Genomic DNA, 17,249 nt, shown 5'->3' with positions numbered 1-17,249 from the left:
ATGCTCGACCTCACCATCCAGACCGACCAGACCGTGGCAATGCCCGAGGCGCCTTATGCGGCGCGGCATTTCATCGACGGGCAATATCACGACAGCGCCGATGGCCGCACCTCCGACCGGGTCTCGCCCTCGCATGGCATTGTGGTCAGCCGCGCCGCGCTTGGCACCGCCAGCGAGACCGGAGCCGCAATCGCCGCCGCCCGCCGCGCCTTTGACGACGGGCGCTGGAGCGACCTGTCGGGCAAGGAGCGCGCCATCGTACTCAACCGCGTCGCCGATCTGATCGAGGCGAACGAAGAGCGGCTGGCGGTGATCGAAACGCTGGAAAGCGGCAAGCCGATCAGCCAGGCCCGCGGCGAATGCGGCGGCGCGGCCGATCTCTGGCGCTATGCCGCCAGCCTCGCGCGGGCCAGCCACGGCGACAGCCACAACACACTGGGCACCGACATCCTCGGCGTGGTTCTGAAGGAACCGATCGGCGTGGTCTCGATCATCACGCCCTGGAACTTCCCGTTCTGGATCCTCAGCCAGAAGCTGCCCTTTGCCCTGGCCGCCGGCTGTACCTGCGTGGTCAAACCCTCGGAAATGACGCCCTCGACCACCGCTATGCTGGGCGAGCTGCTCAACGAGGCCGGCCTGCCCGCCGGGGTCTGCAACATCGTGCTGGGCCACGGCGATCCGGTGGGCAGTCTGATGAGCACCCACAAGGACGTCGACATGGTGAGCTTTACCGGCTCCACCGCAGTGGGCAAGCTGATCACCAAGTCCGCCGGCGACAGCCTCAAGAAAGTGGCGCTGGAGCTGGGCGGCAAGAACCCGCAGGTGATCTTTCCCGATGCCGATCTCGAAAGCGCCGCCGATGCGGTGACCTTCGGCGTCTATTTCAACGTCGGCCAATGCTGCAATTCCTCCTCGCGGATCATCGTGCACGAGGACATTGCCGATGCCTTTGTCGAGCGGGTGGTGGCGCTGTCGCGGCAGGTGGTGTTCGGCAACCCGATGCACCCCGACACCCAGGTCGGCGCCATCGTCACCGCCGATCACCAGCAAAAGATCGACGGCTATGTGCGGGCCGCCAGAGACCAGGGCGCCGAGGTCATGCTCGGCGGCGGGATGATGGAAGTGCCGGGCCTGGGCCAGCAATTTTATCAACCGACGGTGGTGCGCGGGGTCACGCCAGAGATGGAGATCGCGCGGGCCGAAGTCTTTGGCCCGGTGCTCTCGGTGCTCACCTTCCGCGATTTCGACGAGGCTGTTGCCCTGGTGAATGACTCGGCCTACGGTCTGTCTGCGGGCGTCTGGAGCGAGGATGTCCACACCTGCTTGAGCTTCTGCCGCAAGGCGCAGGCCGGCACGGTCTGGACAAATACCTGGATGGACGGCTTTCCCGAACTCGCCTTTGGCGGGATGAAGGAATCCGGGCAGGGTCGCGAAATCGGACGTTACGGGTTCGAGGAGTTCCTCGAGGTGAAATCGCTGGTCATGCGCATCGGGCGCAGCCGGGCGCCTTGGGTAAAGACAGGCTGACATTTTTCGGAAACGTGGCTGCGGCCAAGACCGAAGCTGATGGAGACCCTGATGTGGTGCGATAGCGAACAGACAACAGCGATGGCCCGTCCGCCCTGCCCGCCCCTGGCGGGCTCAGGCCGAGACCGTGGCATCGGACGCCTGCCAGCTTGCCGGGCCCGGCGGAAAGAGGTGCTGAAGCCCGCCCGCCGGCTCGCCATCCATGTTGCGCAGAAGCATCTCGGCCATGGTCTGGCCGGTGGCGCGCAGGTCTTCGAAGACGGTCTCGATCCGCGGCCGGATGTTGTCGAAGATCGGCGAGGCGCGTTTGGCGACCACGTCGGCCGCAATGCCCGGCACCACACCGGCATCCGCCAGCACCCCCATGGTGGCCAGGGCGATCGCCTCACCGACACAGACATAGCCATCGGGCGGATCGGGCCGGGCCAGCCGCGCACGCAGCGCTTCGGCGATCTCGGCGCCGGGGCTGTCGATATTGACCGAAGAGACAACCTCATGATCGATGCCGGCGGCGCGGGCCGCAGAGACAAAGCCGTAGCGGATGTGCTGGGCAAAGGTGAAATCCTCGGCCGGCGGGATCAGCAGAATGCGCTTGCGGCCGCGCTGGATCAGCCGGTCGACGGCCACCCGGGCAAAGGCTTCGTTGTCGTAGTCCACCCAGGCGTGCGGCTGGGCAAATTCGGTCCGGCCGTGACAGACGAAGGGAAAGCCCTCTTCCATCAACAGCCGCACCCGCGGATCGAAGCTTTCGGTGCGGGTGAACAGCAGGCCATCAGCCAGCCGGTTGCGCAGGATCGTGCGCACCGGGCTCAGCCGATCGGGCCCGAGGCTGTCGGGCACCACCGTGACCGAATAGCCCGTGCCACGCAGACCCTGGGTGATGCCGGTCAGGAACTCGTGGGTAAAGCCCAGGAACTCGTGATCGGTGTTGAGCAGCAGCGTCACCACCTGGGTGCGCCCGGTGCGCAGACGCCGCGCCGCACGGTCGGGGACGTAGCCCACCTTTCGCGCCGCATCGGCGATCTTTTTCCGCGTGCTCTTGGCGATCTTGGGGTCGTCGGCCAGCGCCCGCGACACCGTGGCCACCGCATATCCCGTCAGCTCGGCGACCGTGCGCAGCGTTGGCCTGGGTTGGTCGAATCGGGGGTCGGGGCTCATGGGATCCACTTCACGAACTGCCACAGCGGGCGACGAAATCGGTTTCAGAGTAAGCGGCAAACTTAAAACGATTCAACTGAAATCTTTCTGGAAAAAATTCTGACAGACACATGCTCTTGAGATTTTAATATAATAACAGTGGCTTAAATCGCCCATCACGGCATCGCGGAGGTTCAATGAAAAGTTAAAGCTTGACGGAAAAGCGATTTGTAACGTTTTAATATGGCTGCCCGGGAGGGGCGCAACAACAGGGAGAACGATCATGACAATGATGAAGACACTGAAAATGACGGCCATGGCGGTCGGCCTCGGGGCCGCTCCGGCGATGGCGGCCGACGTCGAGGTACTGCACTGGTGGACGTCCGGCGGCGAGGCCGCGGCGCTCAACGTACTCAAGGAGGATCTGGCCGGTCAGGGCATCGGCTGGCAGGACATGCCGGTCGCCGGTGGCGGCGGCACCCAGGCGATGACCGTGCTGCGGGCGCGGGTGACTTCTGGCAATGCGCCGACCGCCGTGCAGATGCTGGGCTTTGACATCACCGACTGGGCCAAGGAGGGCGCACTGGCCAACCTCAACCCGATCGCCGAAGAGGGCAACTGGGACGAAGTGATCCCGGCGGCGCTGCAAAAGTTCGCCACCCATGACGGCCAATGGGTCTCGGCCCCGGTCAACGTGCACTCGACCAACTGGGTCTGGGCCAACAAGGCGATCATGGACGAGCTCGGCCTCGAAGAGCCGCAGTCCTGGGACGATTTCGTCGCCGCCCTGGAAGCGGCCGAAGCCGCCGGCTATACCGCGCTTGCGCATGGCGGCCAGGCCTGGCAGGAAGCCACCTTCTTTGACGCGGTGGTGCTGTCGGTCGGCGGGCCCGAGTTCTACCAGGCCTCGATGATCGATCTCGATCCCGAAGCGCTGGGCTCGGACCAGATGAAAGAGGTCTTCGACCGCATGGGCACCCTGCGCGGCTTCGTCGATGACAACTTCTCGGGCCGCGACTGGAACCTGGCCACCGCCATGGTGATCAACAAGGAAGCCGCATTCCAGCTGATGGGTGACTGGGCCAAGGGCGAATTCCTCAACGCCGGCAAGGTGCCGGGCGAGGATTTCCTCTGCTTCCGCTTCCCCGGCAGCCAGGATCAGGTGACCTTCAACTCGGACCAGTTCGCCATGTTCAGCCAGGGCGACGGGGTGTCGGATGAACAGGCGGCACTGGCCAAGGCGATCATGTCGCCGGAATTCCAGATCGCCTTCAACAAGGTCAAGGGCTCGGTTCCGGCTCGCACCGACCTTGACGCCAGCGCGCTGGATGCCTGCGGCCAACGCGCCTACGAAGACTTCAAGGCGGCCGCGACAAGCGGCAACCTCTATGGCTCCATGGGCCACGGCCACGCCAACCCGGCCGCGGTCAAGAACGCGATGTATGACGTGATCACCGCACATTTCAACGGCGAGTACGACAGCGAAACCGCCGTCGACGAGCTGGTCACTGCGGTCGAAATCTCGCAGTAACCGGCACCTTTCGGGAAAGCGCCGCGTGCGCTTTCCCACCCTGCCACCCGGAGACTCCCATGACACAGGTTGCCAAACCCCGCCGAGGCGGTTCTGACTGGCTGCGCGAAGCCCTGCCGAAAATCGTTCTCAGCCCGAGCCTCGCGATGGTGCTGATCTTCGTCTACGGCTTCATCATCTTCACCTTCTACCTTTCCTTCACCGACAGCCGTATCCTGCCCTCCTACGATCTGGTGGGCTGGGAAAATTATTCCAAACTGTTCCGCATCCGCGCCTGGGACACTGCCGTTACCAACCTTCTGATCTTCGGTTCGCTTTATATCGTGATCTGCTGCGCGCTGGGCCTGACGCTGGCGATCCTGCTGGATCAGAAAATCCGGGCCGAGGGCTTCATCCGCACGATCTACCTCTACCCGATGGCGCTCAGCTTCATCGTCACCGGCACCGCCTGGAAATGGTTCCTCGATCCCGGCATCGGCTTGCAGGCCGTGGTACGCTCCTGGGGCTGGGAAAGCTTTACCTTCGACTGGATCAAGGACGGCGACATGGCGATCTATACCATCGTCATCGCCGCGGTCTGGCAGACCTCCGGCTTTGTCATGGCGATGTTCCTCGCCGGCCTGCGCGGCATCGACAACGAGGTGCTGAAAGCGGCCCAGATCGACGGCGCGTCGAACATGGCGCTCTATCGCCGGATCGTCATCCCGCAACTGCGCCCGGCCTTCATGTCGGCCTTCGTGGTGCTGGCGCATATGGCGATCAAATCCTACGACCTGGTTATCGCGCTGACCGGCGGCGGGCCTGGCACGGCCACCGAACTGCCGGCGACCTTCATGTATTCCTACACCTTCACCCGCAACCAGATGGGCATCGGCGCGGCCTCGGCCACGATCATGCTGATGGCGATCGCCGCGATCATGGTGCCTTACATCTATTCCGAACTCAGGGAGAAGAAGTGATGTCCAGCAATGCAACCGCAACCGTGGTGCGCACCGGGGCCGGCACGCGCTTCGTGATCTACACCCTGCTCACCTTGTTCTGTCTCTATTATCTGCTGCCGCTTTACGTGATGGTGGTCAATTCGCTGAAACCGCTAAGTGAAATCCAGGCCGGCGGGATGATGTCCCTGCCCGACCAATGGACCGTCGCGCCGTGGAAAAGCGCCTGGTCGACGGCGCAGATCGGCGTCGAGGCCACGGGTCTCAAGCCGTTCTTCTGGAACTCCATCGTCATGGTGGTGCCGGCGGTCGCGATCTCGACCGTGCTGGGCGCGCTCAATGGCTATGTGCTGACCAAATGGCGGTTTCGCGGCGACACCGTGCTCTTTGGCCTGCTGCTCTTCGGCTGCTTCATCCCCTTCCAGATGGTGCTGATTCCGATGGCGCGGATGCTGGGGCTGGCGGGTCTGGCTGGCACCGTGCCGGGGCTGGTGTTCGTACACCTGGTCTATGGCATCGGCTTTTCGACGCTCTATTTCCGCAACTACTATCAGCAGTTCCCCACCGAACTGGTGCGCGCGGCGATGATCGACGGCGCCGGGTTCTTCACCATCTTCCGCCGCATCATGCTGCCCTCGTCAGGCCCGATCGCCGTGGTCTGCGTGATCTGGCAGTTCACCAACATCTGGAACGACTTCCTGTTCGGCGCCTCCTTCTCGGATTTCGACAGCCAGCCGATGACCGTGGCCCTCAACAACCTGGTGCAAAGCTCGACCGGGGTGAAGGAATACAACGTCCATTTCGCGGGCGCCATCATGGCCGCCCTGCCCACCCTCCTCGTCTACATCGTCGCCGGCCGCTACTTCGTCCGCGGGCTGATGGCCGGATCTGTGAAAGGATAATCCGATGGGATTTCTCGATATCAACAATGCCACCAAATCCTATGGCACGGTCAAGGTGCTGCACGAGACCAATATTTCGGTCGAGGAAGGCGAATTCCTCGTGCTCGTCGGCCCCTCGGGCTGCGGCAAGTCCACCCTGCTCAACATGATCGCCGGGCTGGAAGAGGTCACCTCGGGCGACATCGCCATCAAGGGCCGGTCGATGAACGGCGTCCGGCCGGCCGAGCGCAACATCGCCATGGTGTTCCAGAGCTATGCGCTCTACCCCAACATGAACGTCGGCCAGAACATCGTCTTTGGTCTCGAGATGCACGGCACGCCCAAGCCCGAGCGCGAGAAGGCGATGAACGAAGTGGCGGATCTGTTGCAGATCAAGCACCTGCTCGATCGCAAACCCGGCCAGCTCTCCGGCGGCCAGCGTCAGCGGGTCGCCATGGGCCGGGCGCTGGTGCGTGACCCCGATGTCTTCCTGTTCGACGAACCGCTGTCAAACCTCGATGCCAAGCTGCGCGTCGACATGCGCACCGAGATCAAGAAACTGCACCAGAAGCTCAATACCACCATCGTCTATGTGACGCATGACCAGATCGAGGCGCTGACGCTCTCGACCCGGATCGCGGTGATGTTCGGCGGCCATGTGCAGCAGCTGGGCACGCCCAAGGAGATCTATGACAATCCGGCCAACATGTTCGTGGCGGGCTTCATGGGCTCACCCTCGATGAACCTCTTCCCCGCCCGCATCGCGGTGGAAAACGGACGCGCGGTGGCCATGGCCGGGCTGGCCGACGGCACCGAGGCCACCCTGCCCTTTCCCGAAGGCAAGGGGTTCGAGGCGCACGACGGCCGCGAGATCGTGCTGGGCCTGCGCCCCGAAGCGATCACCGACCGCGACGGCGCCGACCGCAACAGCCGTTCCGTGCAGATCGTCGAGGCGCATGTGGAAGTGACCGAACCGGCGGGCTCGGACACCTTTGTCGTCACCCAGCTCGGGGGCAAGGAGGTCACCGGACGGTTCCGCGCCGATGTGGATGTCCATGCCGGGCAAAGCTTCCCCTTTGCCATCAACATGGACAAGGCGGTGGCCTTCGATCCCGAAACCGAGTTGCGGATTTCCTGAATGAGCGCGGCGGCGGATATCGTGATCGTCGGCTCCGGGATCGGCGGAGCAACGCTCGCCGCCAGCCTGGCGCCGAGCGGCCGCCGCATCGTCATCCTCGAACGCGGCCACCATCTGCGCCCTTCGGAACATGATCGCGATCCCGAGGCGATCTTTGCGCGCGGCCATTACCGCCCGGACGAACAATGGCTCGACGGGGCCGGCCGCGCCTTCAATCCTGGCAACTACTACAATGTCGGCGGCAACTCGAAATTCTACGGCGGCGCGCTGATCCGCTATCGCGCCGAGGATTTCCGCCCCCTGCGCCACATCGGCGGCACCACGCCGGGCTGGCCAATCTCCTATGCCGATCTCGAACCATTCTATTGCGAGGCCGAGCGGCTCTACAGCGTGCGCGGCAAGACCGGCGACGACCCGACGGAACCGCCGCATGCCCGCGACTATCCCTTTGGCCCGGTGCCGCATGAACCGGTCATCGCCGATCTGAGCGACCGGCTGGCCGCGCTCGGCCTGCATCCGTCATCGGTGCCGCTGGCGGTCGATCTGGAGCGCTGGCTGTCGCGGGCCAGGACGCCCTGGGATGCCTTTCCCGACACCAATGGCGGCAAACGTGACGCCGAAAGCGCCGCGCTGACCCAGGCGCTGGCGCAGGACAACGTGACACTGCGCACCGGGGCGCGGGTCAGGCGGCTGCTGCGCGGCGCGGACAACCGGCTGCGCGGTGTCGAACTGGAGAGCGGCGAGGTGATCGAGGCCGGCCTCGTCGCCCTGGCCGCCGGCGCGGTGCAGAGCGCCGCGCTGCTGCTGGCCTCGGCGGACGAGAGCTGCCCCACCGGGCTCGCCAATCGCTCCGATCAGGTCGGGCGCAATTTCATGAACCACAATTGCTCGGCGGTTCTGGCCCTGCACCCGCTGCGCAAGAACCCGTCGGTCTATCAGAAGACCCTTATGCTGAACGATTTTTACCTCACCGGCGGGCCCGGCGGCGAACCGCTGGGCAATATCCAGCTGCTGGGCAAGATCTCGGGTCCGATCCTGCGCGCCAGCTCCGGCCTGCCGGGGCCGCTGGCCGACTGGATCGCCGCCCGCTCGATCGACCTTTATGCCATGTCCGAGGATCTGCCCAACCCCGCCAGCCGGGTGACGCTGAAAAACGGGCAGATCGTGCTCGACTGGCAGCGCTCGAACATGCAGGCCCATGCCGCGCTGGTCAGCCGGCTCAAGCGGCTGCTGCGCAAGGCAGGCTATCCGGTGGTTGTGGCGAAACCCTTTGATCGGCGCACGCCGTCGCATCAATGCGGCACCGCGCGGATGGGCGATGACCCGGGTGCCAGCGTCACCGACAGCTTTGGCCGCAGCCACGACCACCCCAACCTCTTCATCACCGACGCCGCGCTCCTGCCGACCTCGGCCGCGGTGAACCCGGCGCTGACCGTAGCGGCGCTGGCGTTGCGGGCCGGGGCGCATCTGCGCCAGCACGATCTCGCGGGCTGACCACCGTCCCAAACTCAGGAAGACCCCATGTCCAAAGGTTACGATTTCATCATCATCGGCGGCGGCTCGGCCGGTTCGGTCCTGGCCGGGCGGTTGTCCGAGGACGCCTCGGCGCGGGTGCTGCTGCTGGAAGCAGGGGGCAGCGACCGCCATCCGTTCTACCACCTGCCCGCCGGCTTCGCCAAGATGACCAAGGGCATCGGCTCCTGGGGCTGGGACACGGTTCCGCAGAAACACATGCAGAACAAGGTGTTCCGTTACACCCAGGCCAAGGTGATCGGCGGCGGCTCGGCGATCAACGCCCAGATCTACACCCGCGGCAATCCCCAGGACTACGACGACTGGCGACAGATGGGCTGCACCGGCTGGGGCTATGACGACGTGTTGCCCTATTTCAAGAAGGCCGAGGACAACGAGACCTACGAGAACGCCTTCCATGGCAAGGGCGGGCCGCTGGGGGTCAGCGAACCGCGCGCGCCGCTGCCGATCTGCGAGGCCTATTTCGAAGCCGCCGCCGCGCTTGGCATTCCGCGCAACCCCGACATCAACAGCGAAACGCAAGATGGTGTCTGCTATTACCAGCTGACCCAGCGCAATGTGCGGCGCTCCTCGGCGGCGATGGCCTATGTCACCCCGAACCGCGGGCGCCCGAACCTGACGGTCAAGCTTGGCGCGCAGGTGCGCAGGCTGCTGGTCGAGCGTGGCTGCGCCACCGGCGTCGAGATGATGGACGGCACGCGGCTGATGGCGGATCGCGAGGTGCTGCTCTGCTCCGGTGCCGTGGGCTCGCCACGCCTCTTGCAGCTCTCGGGCCTCGGACCGGCGGACCATCTGTCGCAGCTCGGCATCGACGTGGTGGCCGACCAGCCCGAGATCGGTGCGAACCTCCAAGACCACCTCGACCTTTACTGCATCAGCGAGCTGTCCGGCCCCTACAGCTATGACCGCTACGCCCGGCCGCATTGGGCGGCGCTGGCCGGGCTGCAATATGTCATGGGCCGCAAGGGGCCGGTGGCCTCGTCGCTGTTCGAGACCGGCGGCTTCTGGTACGCCGATCCCGACGCGCGTTCGCCCGACATCCAGTTCCACCTCGGCCTCGGCACCGGCATCGAACATGGGGTCGCCGCCATGCCGCAGGGCGGGATCACGCTGAATTCCTGCTACCTGCGCCCGCGCTCGCGTGGCACCGTCCGATTGCAGAACGCCGATCCGGCCAAGGCGCCGCTGATCGATCCGAACTATCTGCAAGACCCGCTGGATCGCGAGATGTCGATCCGCGGGCTGAAGCTGACGCAGGAGATCCTGTCGCAAGCCCCGCTGGCCAAATACATCCTGGCCGAACGCCTGCCCGGCCCGGATGTGAAGACCGATCAGGCGTATTTCGATTTCATCTGCATCCATTCCAAAACCTCGCACCATTGCGCGGGCACCTGTCGGATGGGGGTGGATGACGGCGCGGTGGTGGACACCCGCCTGCGGTTCAACGGCATCGAGCGACTGCGGGTGGTCGACAATTCGATCATGCCGACGGTGATCTCCTCGAACACCAACGCCGCCGCCATCATGATCGGCGAAAAAGCGGCAGAGATGATCAAATCAGACAACGGGATGAAAGCATGATCCGACACGTGGTATTGATCCGGTTCCAACCGGAGGTGAGCGAGGCGAAGATCGCCGCGCTGTTTGCCGAACTGAAAGAGATCGAGGACAAGCTGCCCGCCTGCCTCGGCATCACGGCCGGCAAGAGCGAAAGCCCGGAAAAGATGGAGCGCGGCTACATGCACGGCTTTATTGCCGATTTCACCGACTGGGACGGGTTGCAGGCCTATCAGGACCATCCCGATCACCAGATTGCCGGCGCCAAGCTGACCGAACACGCCCAGGGCGGCAAGAACGGCATTCTCTGTTTCGACCTGGAGGTCGCGGGCGCCTGAGCGGTCACGACTGGCGTTTGCCCTCGGACCAGCCTATGGCAAGTTGATCCGAGGAGAACGGCGGAAGAGCACAGAAATGACCCGCAGACCGACCATCATCGACGTCGCGCGCGAGGCGGGCGTGTCGAAATCGACCGTCAGCCTGGTGTTGCAGAACAGCGCCTCGGTGCGCGACGAGACCCGCAAGCAGGTGCGCGCCGCGATGGCGCGGATCGGCTATGTCTACAACCGATCGGCCGCCAACATGCGCTCGTCGAACGCCGGTCTGGTCGGGCTGGTGATCAATGATCTGCGCAACCCGTTCTTTACCGAATTCGCCACGTCCTTGCAGATGGCACTGGCCGACAAAGGGTATTCCGCCGTCATCGCCAACACCGACGAAGACCCGGGGCTGCAAGCCCAGGTGGTCGGCTCGATGATCGAACATGGTGTTTCGGCGCTGATCCTCTGCCCGGCCTATGGCGAGACGCGGGCGACCTTTGACGCCATCGCGCGCGCCGGAATTCCGGCGATGCAGATGCTGCGCCGGGTCGACGACCGGCTCGATCTCTTCCCCCTCACCGCGCCCGATTACGCCCGGGGCAGCGGCGAGGCGACCCGGCATCTGCTGGCCGGAGGCGCGCGGCAGGTGGCCTTTGTCGGCGGGCTCGAGGGACGGGCGGTGACGGAAGAGCGCCAGGACGGCTATCTGTCGGCGCTGGCCGAGGCCGGCATGACGCCGGTGATGCTGACCGGCCAGTCGACCCGCGAATTCGGCCGCGAGACGGCAAGACGGTTGGCCGAGACACATCCGCAGGTCGATGCCGCCGTCTGTTTCAACGATCTCGTCGCGCTGGGCATGCTGTCCGGCTTTCAGGAAGTGGGTCGCGACGTCGGGCAAGGCTTCCGCCTCGTGGGATTCGACGATATTTCCGAGGCGGCCCAATGCTTTCCCACGCTCACCTCGGTGCGCTGCGACATTGCCCGGATCGGCGCGCAGGCGGCGGAAACGGTGATCGGCTGGCTCGACAAAGGCACCCCGCCGCCGGGGGAAACCCGGACGCCGGTGAGCCTGGTGGTACGTCAGTCGAGCGGCGGCGACGGCAGGTCATAGATCGCCCCGGTCAGCCAGGCCGGCCAGTCGCGCTCGAAAAACGCCTTGGCCCCTTCGTCGAACGCCCGATTGGGCCGCGTGGCAAGCGTCATCCTGCCGCCCGCCATCCGCAGGGTGATCTGGCTGGCCTTGTCGTCCTCGCGCTCGGGGCGGAAGCGCACGTCTTCCAGCGGGCCTTGGACCGACATCGGCAAAGCGGTGCCGGCCGGATCGCAGATTGCCCGCGCGCCCCGGCTGCCGCCGCCGGATGAGATGTAGTGATCGAGCGCCGCCAGCACCGCCTCCGAGGCCAGCGCCATCTGCTGCCATTGCAGCGCCCGGCCGGCCTCGCTGCTGCGGCCAAAGGCGATGCCCTGCGCCCGGATGCGTGCGTTCAAGGCGCGGGCGTCCCGCAAGGCGGCGCGCACCTCTTCTGCGGTGCAGAGAATGCCGGCCGTGTCGCTCATCCGCGCCTGCACCTCGCGGCGCACCTCCTGCAACGGCACCCCGGTTTCCGGCCGCAACAGCGCGTCGATGGCCACCACCGCCTCGGCCACGCCCGGAGCCAGGCCCTGCGCCGGCACCGAGGCACGCCCGGCCGCCGCGATATGTTCGGCAACCCGGGTGCCAAAGACCTGCCCGGCATTCAGTGCCGACCCGCCCGGCCGCGTGGCGCCATGGGTGCCCGCGGCCTCGCCCACCGCATAGACCCCGGCGAGATTGCTCCGCCCCCAGGGATCGACTGCGATGCCGCCGTTCATGTGCTGGTTGTTCACCGCGAATTCCAGCGGATCGGCGGCGATATCGACCTTGTAGCGGCGGTAAAGCTCGATCGCGAGCGGGTTCATGTGCCGCAGCCGGTCGATCGGCAGCGCCTGATCGGCCCCGGCATTGCGCAGGTAACCGCGCACGTCGTCATCCAGCCGGTCGAGGTCAAACGGTGCGTCGCCGGGCACCGGCAGAGGGTTGCGATTGAAGTCCATGAACACCCGCCGGCCCTTCTGCGTCTCGCGAAAGATCGCCAGGTCGACAAGGCTGGAGCGGAAATCGAGCATCCGCGCGGCATGGAACGGCCATTGATAGCCCTTGCGAAAGACGTTCGAGGCCAGTTCCTGCGTGCTGCGGTAATAGTCGGCGAGGAAATGGCGCTCCTGCCCGGCGTCGTCGAGCGAATAGATATGCGGGATGACCTGCACATAGGTGCCCGACAGGTTCCAGGGAAAACCCTCGCGCCGGGTGCCGATGCCGAACTGGCTCTCGGTGATGTTGACCAGCTCGAGCCCGGCCTCCAGCGCCAGCCCGAGCGAGCCGAAACAGCCGTTGGGAAAGACACTGTCGCGATAGAGCTCGCCCGGTCCCCCCGCCGCCAGCACCAGCGCCTCGCAGCGAAAGAGCGCGAGGCCCAGCGGATTCTGCTCTGACCGGTCCTTCGGGCGGATGGCGAGAAATCCGGTGACCCGATGGCCGTCGCTCAGGATGCGTACGGCGGTGGTCTGGTTGGAAAAGCCGATGCCCAGGCGGAGCGCCTCCTGTGCCAGCACCTTGACCATCAGCCGCGAGGTGCGCGGCCCGCAGCTGGTGGCGCGGCCGACCTCGTCATGGTCGGTCTGATAGCGCAGGGTGCCGCCCAACCCGTCCTGCGGCAGCGGAAGACCGAGAAATTGCAGCGAAGCCATCGCCCGGACCGAGCCCACCGCCTCGATATAGGCGGTGTCCTCGTCCATCGCGCCGCCCGAGCGGATGGCGCGGGCCATCTCCTTGAAATTGTCGGCCTGATCGGCGGTATTGGCGGTGTGCAAGGTCTGCTTGTCCGAGCCGGAACAGGCCGAGGTGCCGCCCCAGGCGCTCTGGCTGACGATGCTCACATCGCCACCGCGCCGCTTGAGTTCCACCGCCGCGCGCAGCCCCGCCGCACCGCTGCCCACCACCATGGCGCCGGCCCGATGCACCGGAATGACATGCCCGGCCAGCGACAGCTTGTCGTCGAAACCCGGCTCGGGCGCCAGACGCGGCATATCGACGTCGGTCAACGCATCGAGGATGTCTTGCGGGATTGTCTGGGTCATTTCTGTCCGGCCTGACTGATCTATTGGAACGTTCCATTCAGGCGTATTGAATGGCGCCGCTTCTGTCAAGACGCGACCTCGGCGGTGTCTGGCGCTGGACGATGTCGCGGCGCGGCCCTAGGCTGAGGCCATGACAAACAAGGTCGTTTCCGCCGTTGACGCTGCCGCCCTGATTCAGAGCGGCGATACCCTCACCACCTCGGGCTTTGTCGGCATCGGCGTGCCCGACGAATTGCTTGCCGCGCTCGAGGCGCGGTTTCTCGAAACCGGCCAGCCGCGCGACCTTGGCCTCGTCTTTGCTGCCGGCCAAGGCGACGGAAAATGCCGCGGCCTCAACCGGTTGGGCCATGAGGGACTGCTGCGTCGGGTGGTCGGCGGGCATTGGGGGCTGATCCCCAAGGTGGCGGCGCTGGCGGTGGCCGGCAAGATCGAGGGCTGGAACCTGCCGCAGGGCTGTATCAGTCAGCTCTACCGCGATATCGCGGCCGGCAAGCCGGGGATGCTGTCGAAGGTCGGGCTTGAGACCTTTGTCGATCCGCGCAATGGGGGCGGTGCGATCAACGATATCTCAACCGACCCGCAGCTGGACCTGATGCAGATCGGCACTGAGGAGCTGCTGTTTTATCGGGCGCAGCGGCTGTCGGTGGCGCTGTTGCGGGGCACCACCGCCGACGAGGCCGGCAATATCACCATGGAGCGCGAGGCGCTGACCATCGACAACCTGGCGCAGGCGATGGCGGTGAAGAACGCCGGCGGCGTGGTGATCGTTCAGGTCGAACGGGTGGCCCGCGCCCGCACCCTGCCCGCGCGCGAGGTCCAGATCCCCGGCATTCTGGTGGATGCCGTGGTGGTGGCGCAGCCCGAGCATCATGTGCAGACTTATGCCACCGGGTTTTCGCAGGGGTTCACCAACCGGATGCGCACCCCGGCCGGAGACATGCCGCCAATGCGGCTTGACGCGCGCAAGGTGATCGCCCGACGCTGCGCCTTCGAATTGCCGGTGAACGGTGTGGTCAATCTGGGCATCGGCATGCCCGAAGGCGTGGCCGCTGTCGCTGCCGAGGAAGGCCTGCTGGAACATCTGACCCTGACGGCAGAGCCCGGGGTGATCGGCGGCCAGCCGGCCTCGGGCCTCGATTTCGGCGCGGCGGTCAACACCGACGCGGTGATCCCGCAGAATGCGCAGTTCGATTTCTACGACGGCGGCGGGCTCGACATGACCTGCCTCGGGCTGGCGCAGGCCGACCGGCTGGGCAACGTCAACGTCTCGCGCTTCGGGCCTCGGCTGGCCGGCGCCGGCGGCTTCATCAATATCTCGCAGAACGCCCGTGCGGTGGTTTTTGCGGGCACGTTCACTGCCAAGGGACTCGAGCTGGCGGTGGAGGACGGCGCGGTGCAGATCCGCCGCGAAGGCGCGGCGCGCAAGTTTCTGCGCGACGTGGAGCAGGTCACCTTTTCCGGTGCCCGCGCGGCGCGGCTGGGCCAGCCGGTGCTCTATGTGACCGAACGCTGCGTCTTCGAGCTGACGCCGGAGGGCCTGCGCCTGACCGAGATCGCCCCCGGCGTGGATCTCGACCGGGATATTCTCGGCCAGATGGAGGTGCGGCCGATTGTCGGCGAAGTGGCAATGATGGACGCACGCATCTTTCGGCCTCGCGAGATGGACCTGCGCACCGATCTGCTGCATCTCGACCTGCCGGATCGCGTGGCGCTGGATGCCGCCTCCAGCCAGCTTTTCCTCAATTTCGAAAAGATGCGCCTGCGGTCGCAGGCCGAGGTGGACCGCGTCGGCCGTCTTGTCGAAGAGCGCTGCGCGCCGCTCGGCCGCAAGGTCGACGTGGTGGTCAACTACGACGGCTTCCGCATCGACGAGGCGCTGGAAAAGCCCTGGGCGCGGATGGTCGCAGATCTGCACGCGCGCTTTTACGCCAAGGTCTCGCGCTATTCCGGCTCGGCCTTCATGCGGATGAAGCTGGGCGAGGTCTTTCCCGAGGCGCGCACCCATATCTACGAGACGGCGGAACAGGCCCGCGCCTATCTTGAGGGCTGAGGGCCCTGCCCCGCCTGCCGGTGTCCGCCCCGCCCGGCGTCAATATTGCATGTAGACCGTGCGTTTCTGCAAAAAGCCCTCGAGGCCGTGAATGCCGTCCTCGCCGCCGAGGCCAGAGCGTTTGTGGCCGTTGTGATAGCCCTGCACATAGCCCGAGATCCCCTTGTTGAGAAAGATCGTGCCGGTCTCCATCTCGTGGATGGCGCGCATGTAGCTGCCGGCGTCGCGGGTCCAGAGATAGGCCGAGAGCCCGTCGGGGCGTGCATTGGTGATGCGAAGCGCGTCGTCCAGCCCGCCGATGCGCACCACCGGCATGACGGGGCCGAATATTTCCTCGGAAACGGCCGGCGTGTCGGCCTGGGCGTCGAGCAGGATGGTCGGCTCGTACCAATTGCCGCTGGCGAAATCGCCGCTGCCGCGTTTGCCGCCCAGCGCGACCCGTGCGCCCGCATCGACGGATTGTGCCACCAGCGCCTCGATCCGGCTCAGCGCGCCCTCGGTCGAAACCGGGCCCATGCCCGCATCCTGCATCGGGTCGCCCAGCTTCACCTGCGCGGCGCGGGCAAGCAATTTCTCGGTAAAGGCCTCGGCCACGCTGTCCTCGACCAGCACGCTTTCGTTGCAGATGCAGACCTGTCCGGCATTGGCATATCGCGCCACCACCGCCGCCTCGACCGCCGCATCGAGATCGGCGTCCTTGAGCACGATGAACGGCGCATTGCCGCCCAGTTCCAGCGACAGCGCCGCAAGGTGCTGCGCCGCCGCCGCCGCGATGGCCTGGCCGGCGCGGGTCGATCCGGTAACGCTGACCAGACGGGTCGCGGGATTGGAGACCAGCGCCGCGCCCAGCTCGGCCCCGCCGCCGGTGACCAGCCCGACAACGCCCGCCGGCAGGCCGGCGTCGCGCACCAGCCGGCAGAATTCGCTGCCGGTCACCGGGGTCGCCTCATGCGGTTTGATCACCATGACATTGCCGGTCACCAGCGCCGGCCCGAGCTTGCGCCCGATCAGGGCGAGCGGATAATTGTAGGCGCAGATGCCCAGCGTCGTGCCATAGGGGACGCGGTAGATGAACAACTGTTCATTGGGCAGGTCAGAGGGCAGGATCTCGCCCTGGATGCGCCGCGCGGCCTCGGCGGCATAGGTCATGTAGCGGATGGTATCGTCGACCTCGGCCCCGGCCTCGGCCAAGGGCTTGCCCTGCTCCATCACCAGCAGCCGGGCGAAATGGTCGCGTTCGGTGCGCAGGGCCTCGGCGACGCGATAGATGTATTCGGCACGTTTGACCGAAGGCAGCGCCGCCCAGTCGCGGCGGGCGGCCTCGGCGGCGTCGATCGCGCGGCGGGCATCCTCGGGGCCGCATTCGGGCACCTCGGCCCAGACCGCGCCGGTCGCCGGATTGCGCACGGGCCGACGGTCGCCGCCGGCGGCATCGGTGAACTCATTGGCGATGAACGCCTGATAATAGGTGGTCATGTCGG

At 65.8% G+C, this 17,249-nt stretch carries 13 protein-coding genes; 10 read left to right on the top strand and 3 right to left on the bottom strand.

The genetic code is table 11. The annotated features are described in order from the left end of the window. Positions 1-1,527, top strand: coding sequence for an aldehyde dehydrogenase family protein (locus PVW49_RS02110; RefSeq protein WP_274589776.1), 1,527 nt, complete (start codon positions 1-3; stop codon positions 1,525-1,527). 114 nt (positions 1,528-1,641) lie between these two features. Here PVW49_RS02110 and PVW49_RS02105 read toward each other — a convergent pair whose 3' ends face one another. Next, the gene (locus PVW49_RS02105) at positions 1,642-2,685 is read right to left on the bottom strand and encodes a LacI family transcriptional regulator (protein ID WP_074834516.1); all 1,044 of its coding nucleotides are present in this window, start codon (positions 2,683-2,685) and stop codon (positions 1,642-1,644) included. A 262-nt stretch (positions 2,686-2,947) separates the two neighbouring features. Between PVW49_RS02105 and PVW49_RS02100 the strand changes: the two genes are divergently transcribed. The 8 genes from PVW49_RS02100 (at position 2,948) to PVW49_RS02065 (ending at position 11,673) form a co-directional block, all read left to right on the top strand. Then, positions 2,948-4,195, top strand: coding sequence for an ABC transporter substrate-binding protein (locus PVW49_RS02100; protein WP_274589775.1), 1,248 nt, complete (start codon positions 2,948-2,950; stop codon positions 4,193-4,195). A 59-nt stretch (positions 4,196-4,254) separates the two neighbouring features. Then, on the top strand, positions 4,255-5,154 hold the full coding sequence (locus PVW49_RS02095) for a carbohydrate ABC transporter permease (protein WP_048530128.1): 900 nt from the start codon (positions 4,255-4,257) through the stop codon (positions 5,152-5,154). Beyond that, the gene (locus tag PVW49_RS02090; protein ID WP_048530126.1) at positions 5,154-6,035 is read left to right on the top strand and encodes a carbohydrate ABC transporter permease; all 882 of its coding nucleotides are present in this window, start codon (positions 5,154-5,156) and stop codon (positions 6,033-6,035) included. Before PVW49_RS02095 ends, PVW49_RS02090 begins: the two co-directional genes overlap by 1 nt. 4 nt (positions 6,036-6,039) lie before the next feature. After that, the gene (locus PVW49_RS02085) at positions 6,040-7,152 is read left to right on the top strand and encodes an ABC transporter ATP-binding protein (protein WP_274589774.1); all 1,113 of its coding nucleotides are present in this window, start codon (positions 6,040-6,042) and stop codon (positions 7,150-7,152) included. Then, positions 7,153-8,646, top strand: a complete 1,494-nt coding sequence (locus PVW49_RS02080) for a GMC oxidoreductase (RefSeq protein ID WP_274589773.1) — start codon at positions 7,153-7,155, stop codon at positions 8,644-8,646. A 27-nt stretch (positions 8,647-8,673) separates the two neighbouring features. Next, the gene (locus PVW49_RS02075; RefSeq protein ID WP_274589772.1) at positions 8,674-10,266 is read left to right on the top strand and encodes a GMC family oxidoreductase; all 1,593 of its coding nucleotides are present in this window, start codon (positions 8,674-8,676) and stop codon (positions 10,264-10,266) included. After that, on the top strand, positions 10,263-10,580 hold the full coding sequence (locus PVW49_RS02070) for a Dabb family protein (RefSeq protein ID WP_274589771.1): 318 nt from the start codon (positions 10,263-10,265) through the stop codon (positions 10,578-10,580). Before PVW49_RS02075 ends, PVW49_RS02070 begins: the two co-directional genes overlap by 4 nt. A 76-nt stretch (positions 10,581-10,656) precedes the next feature. Beyond that, positions 10,657-11,673 (top strand): LacI family DNA-binding transcriptional regulator, encoded by a 1,017-nt coding sequence (locus PVW49_RS02065; protein ID WP_274565588.1) that lies wholly within the window; start codon positions 10,657-10,659, stop codon positions 11,671-11,673. Here the strand turns inward: PVW49_RS02065 and PVW49_RS02060 are convergent. Then, a complete protein-coding gene (locus PVW49_RS02060; RefSeq protein ID WP_274589770.1) occupies positions 11,643-13,718 on the bottom strand; it encodes an FAD-dependent oxidoreductase in 2,076 nt (691 codons plus the stop codon). The genes PVW49_RS02065 and PVW49_RS02060 overlap by 31 nt on opposite strands. A gap of 130 nt (positions 13,719-13,848) precedes the next feature. On the opposite strand from PVW49_RS02060, the gene PVW49_RS02055 reads away from it, so the two are divergent. Beyond that, positions 13,849-15,768: an acyl CoA:acetate/3-ketoacid CoA transferase gene (locus PVW49_RS02055; RefSeq protein ID WP_274589769.1), complete on the top strand. Its 1,920-nt coding sequence runs from the start codon at positions 13,849-13,851 to the stop codon at positions 15,766-15,768. A 39-nt stretch (positions 15,769-15,807) separates the two neighbouring features. On the opposite strand, the gene PVW49_RS02050 is transcribed toward PVW49_RS02055, so the two are convergent. After that, a complete protein-coding gene (locus PVW49_RS02050) occupies positions 15,808-17,244 on the bottom strand; it encodes an aldehyde dehydrogenase family protein (RefSeq protein ID WP_274565591.1) in 1,437 nt (478 codons plus the stop codon). Positions 17,245-17,249: the final 5 nt, after the last annotated feature.

The organism is Marinovum sp. PR37 (genome assembly GCF_028807375.1).
Lineage (GTDB): Bacteria > Pseudomonadota > Alphaproteobacteria > Rhodobacterales > Rhodobacteraceae > Marinovum > Marinovum algicola.
Note: the sequence above shows the minus strand (reverse complement) of the source record. Positions and strands in the feature narration are given on the sequence as shown.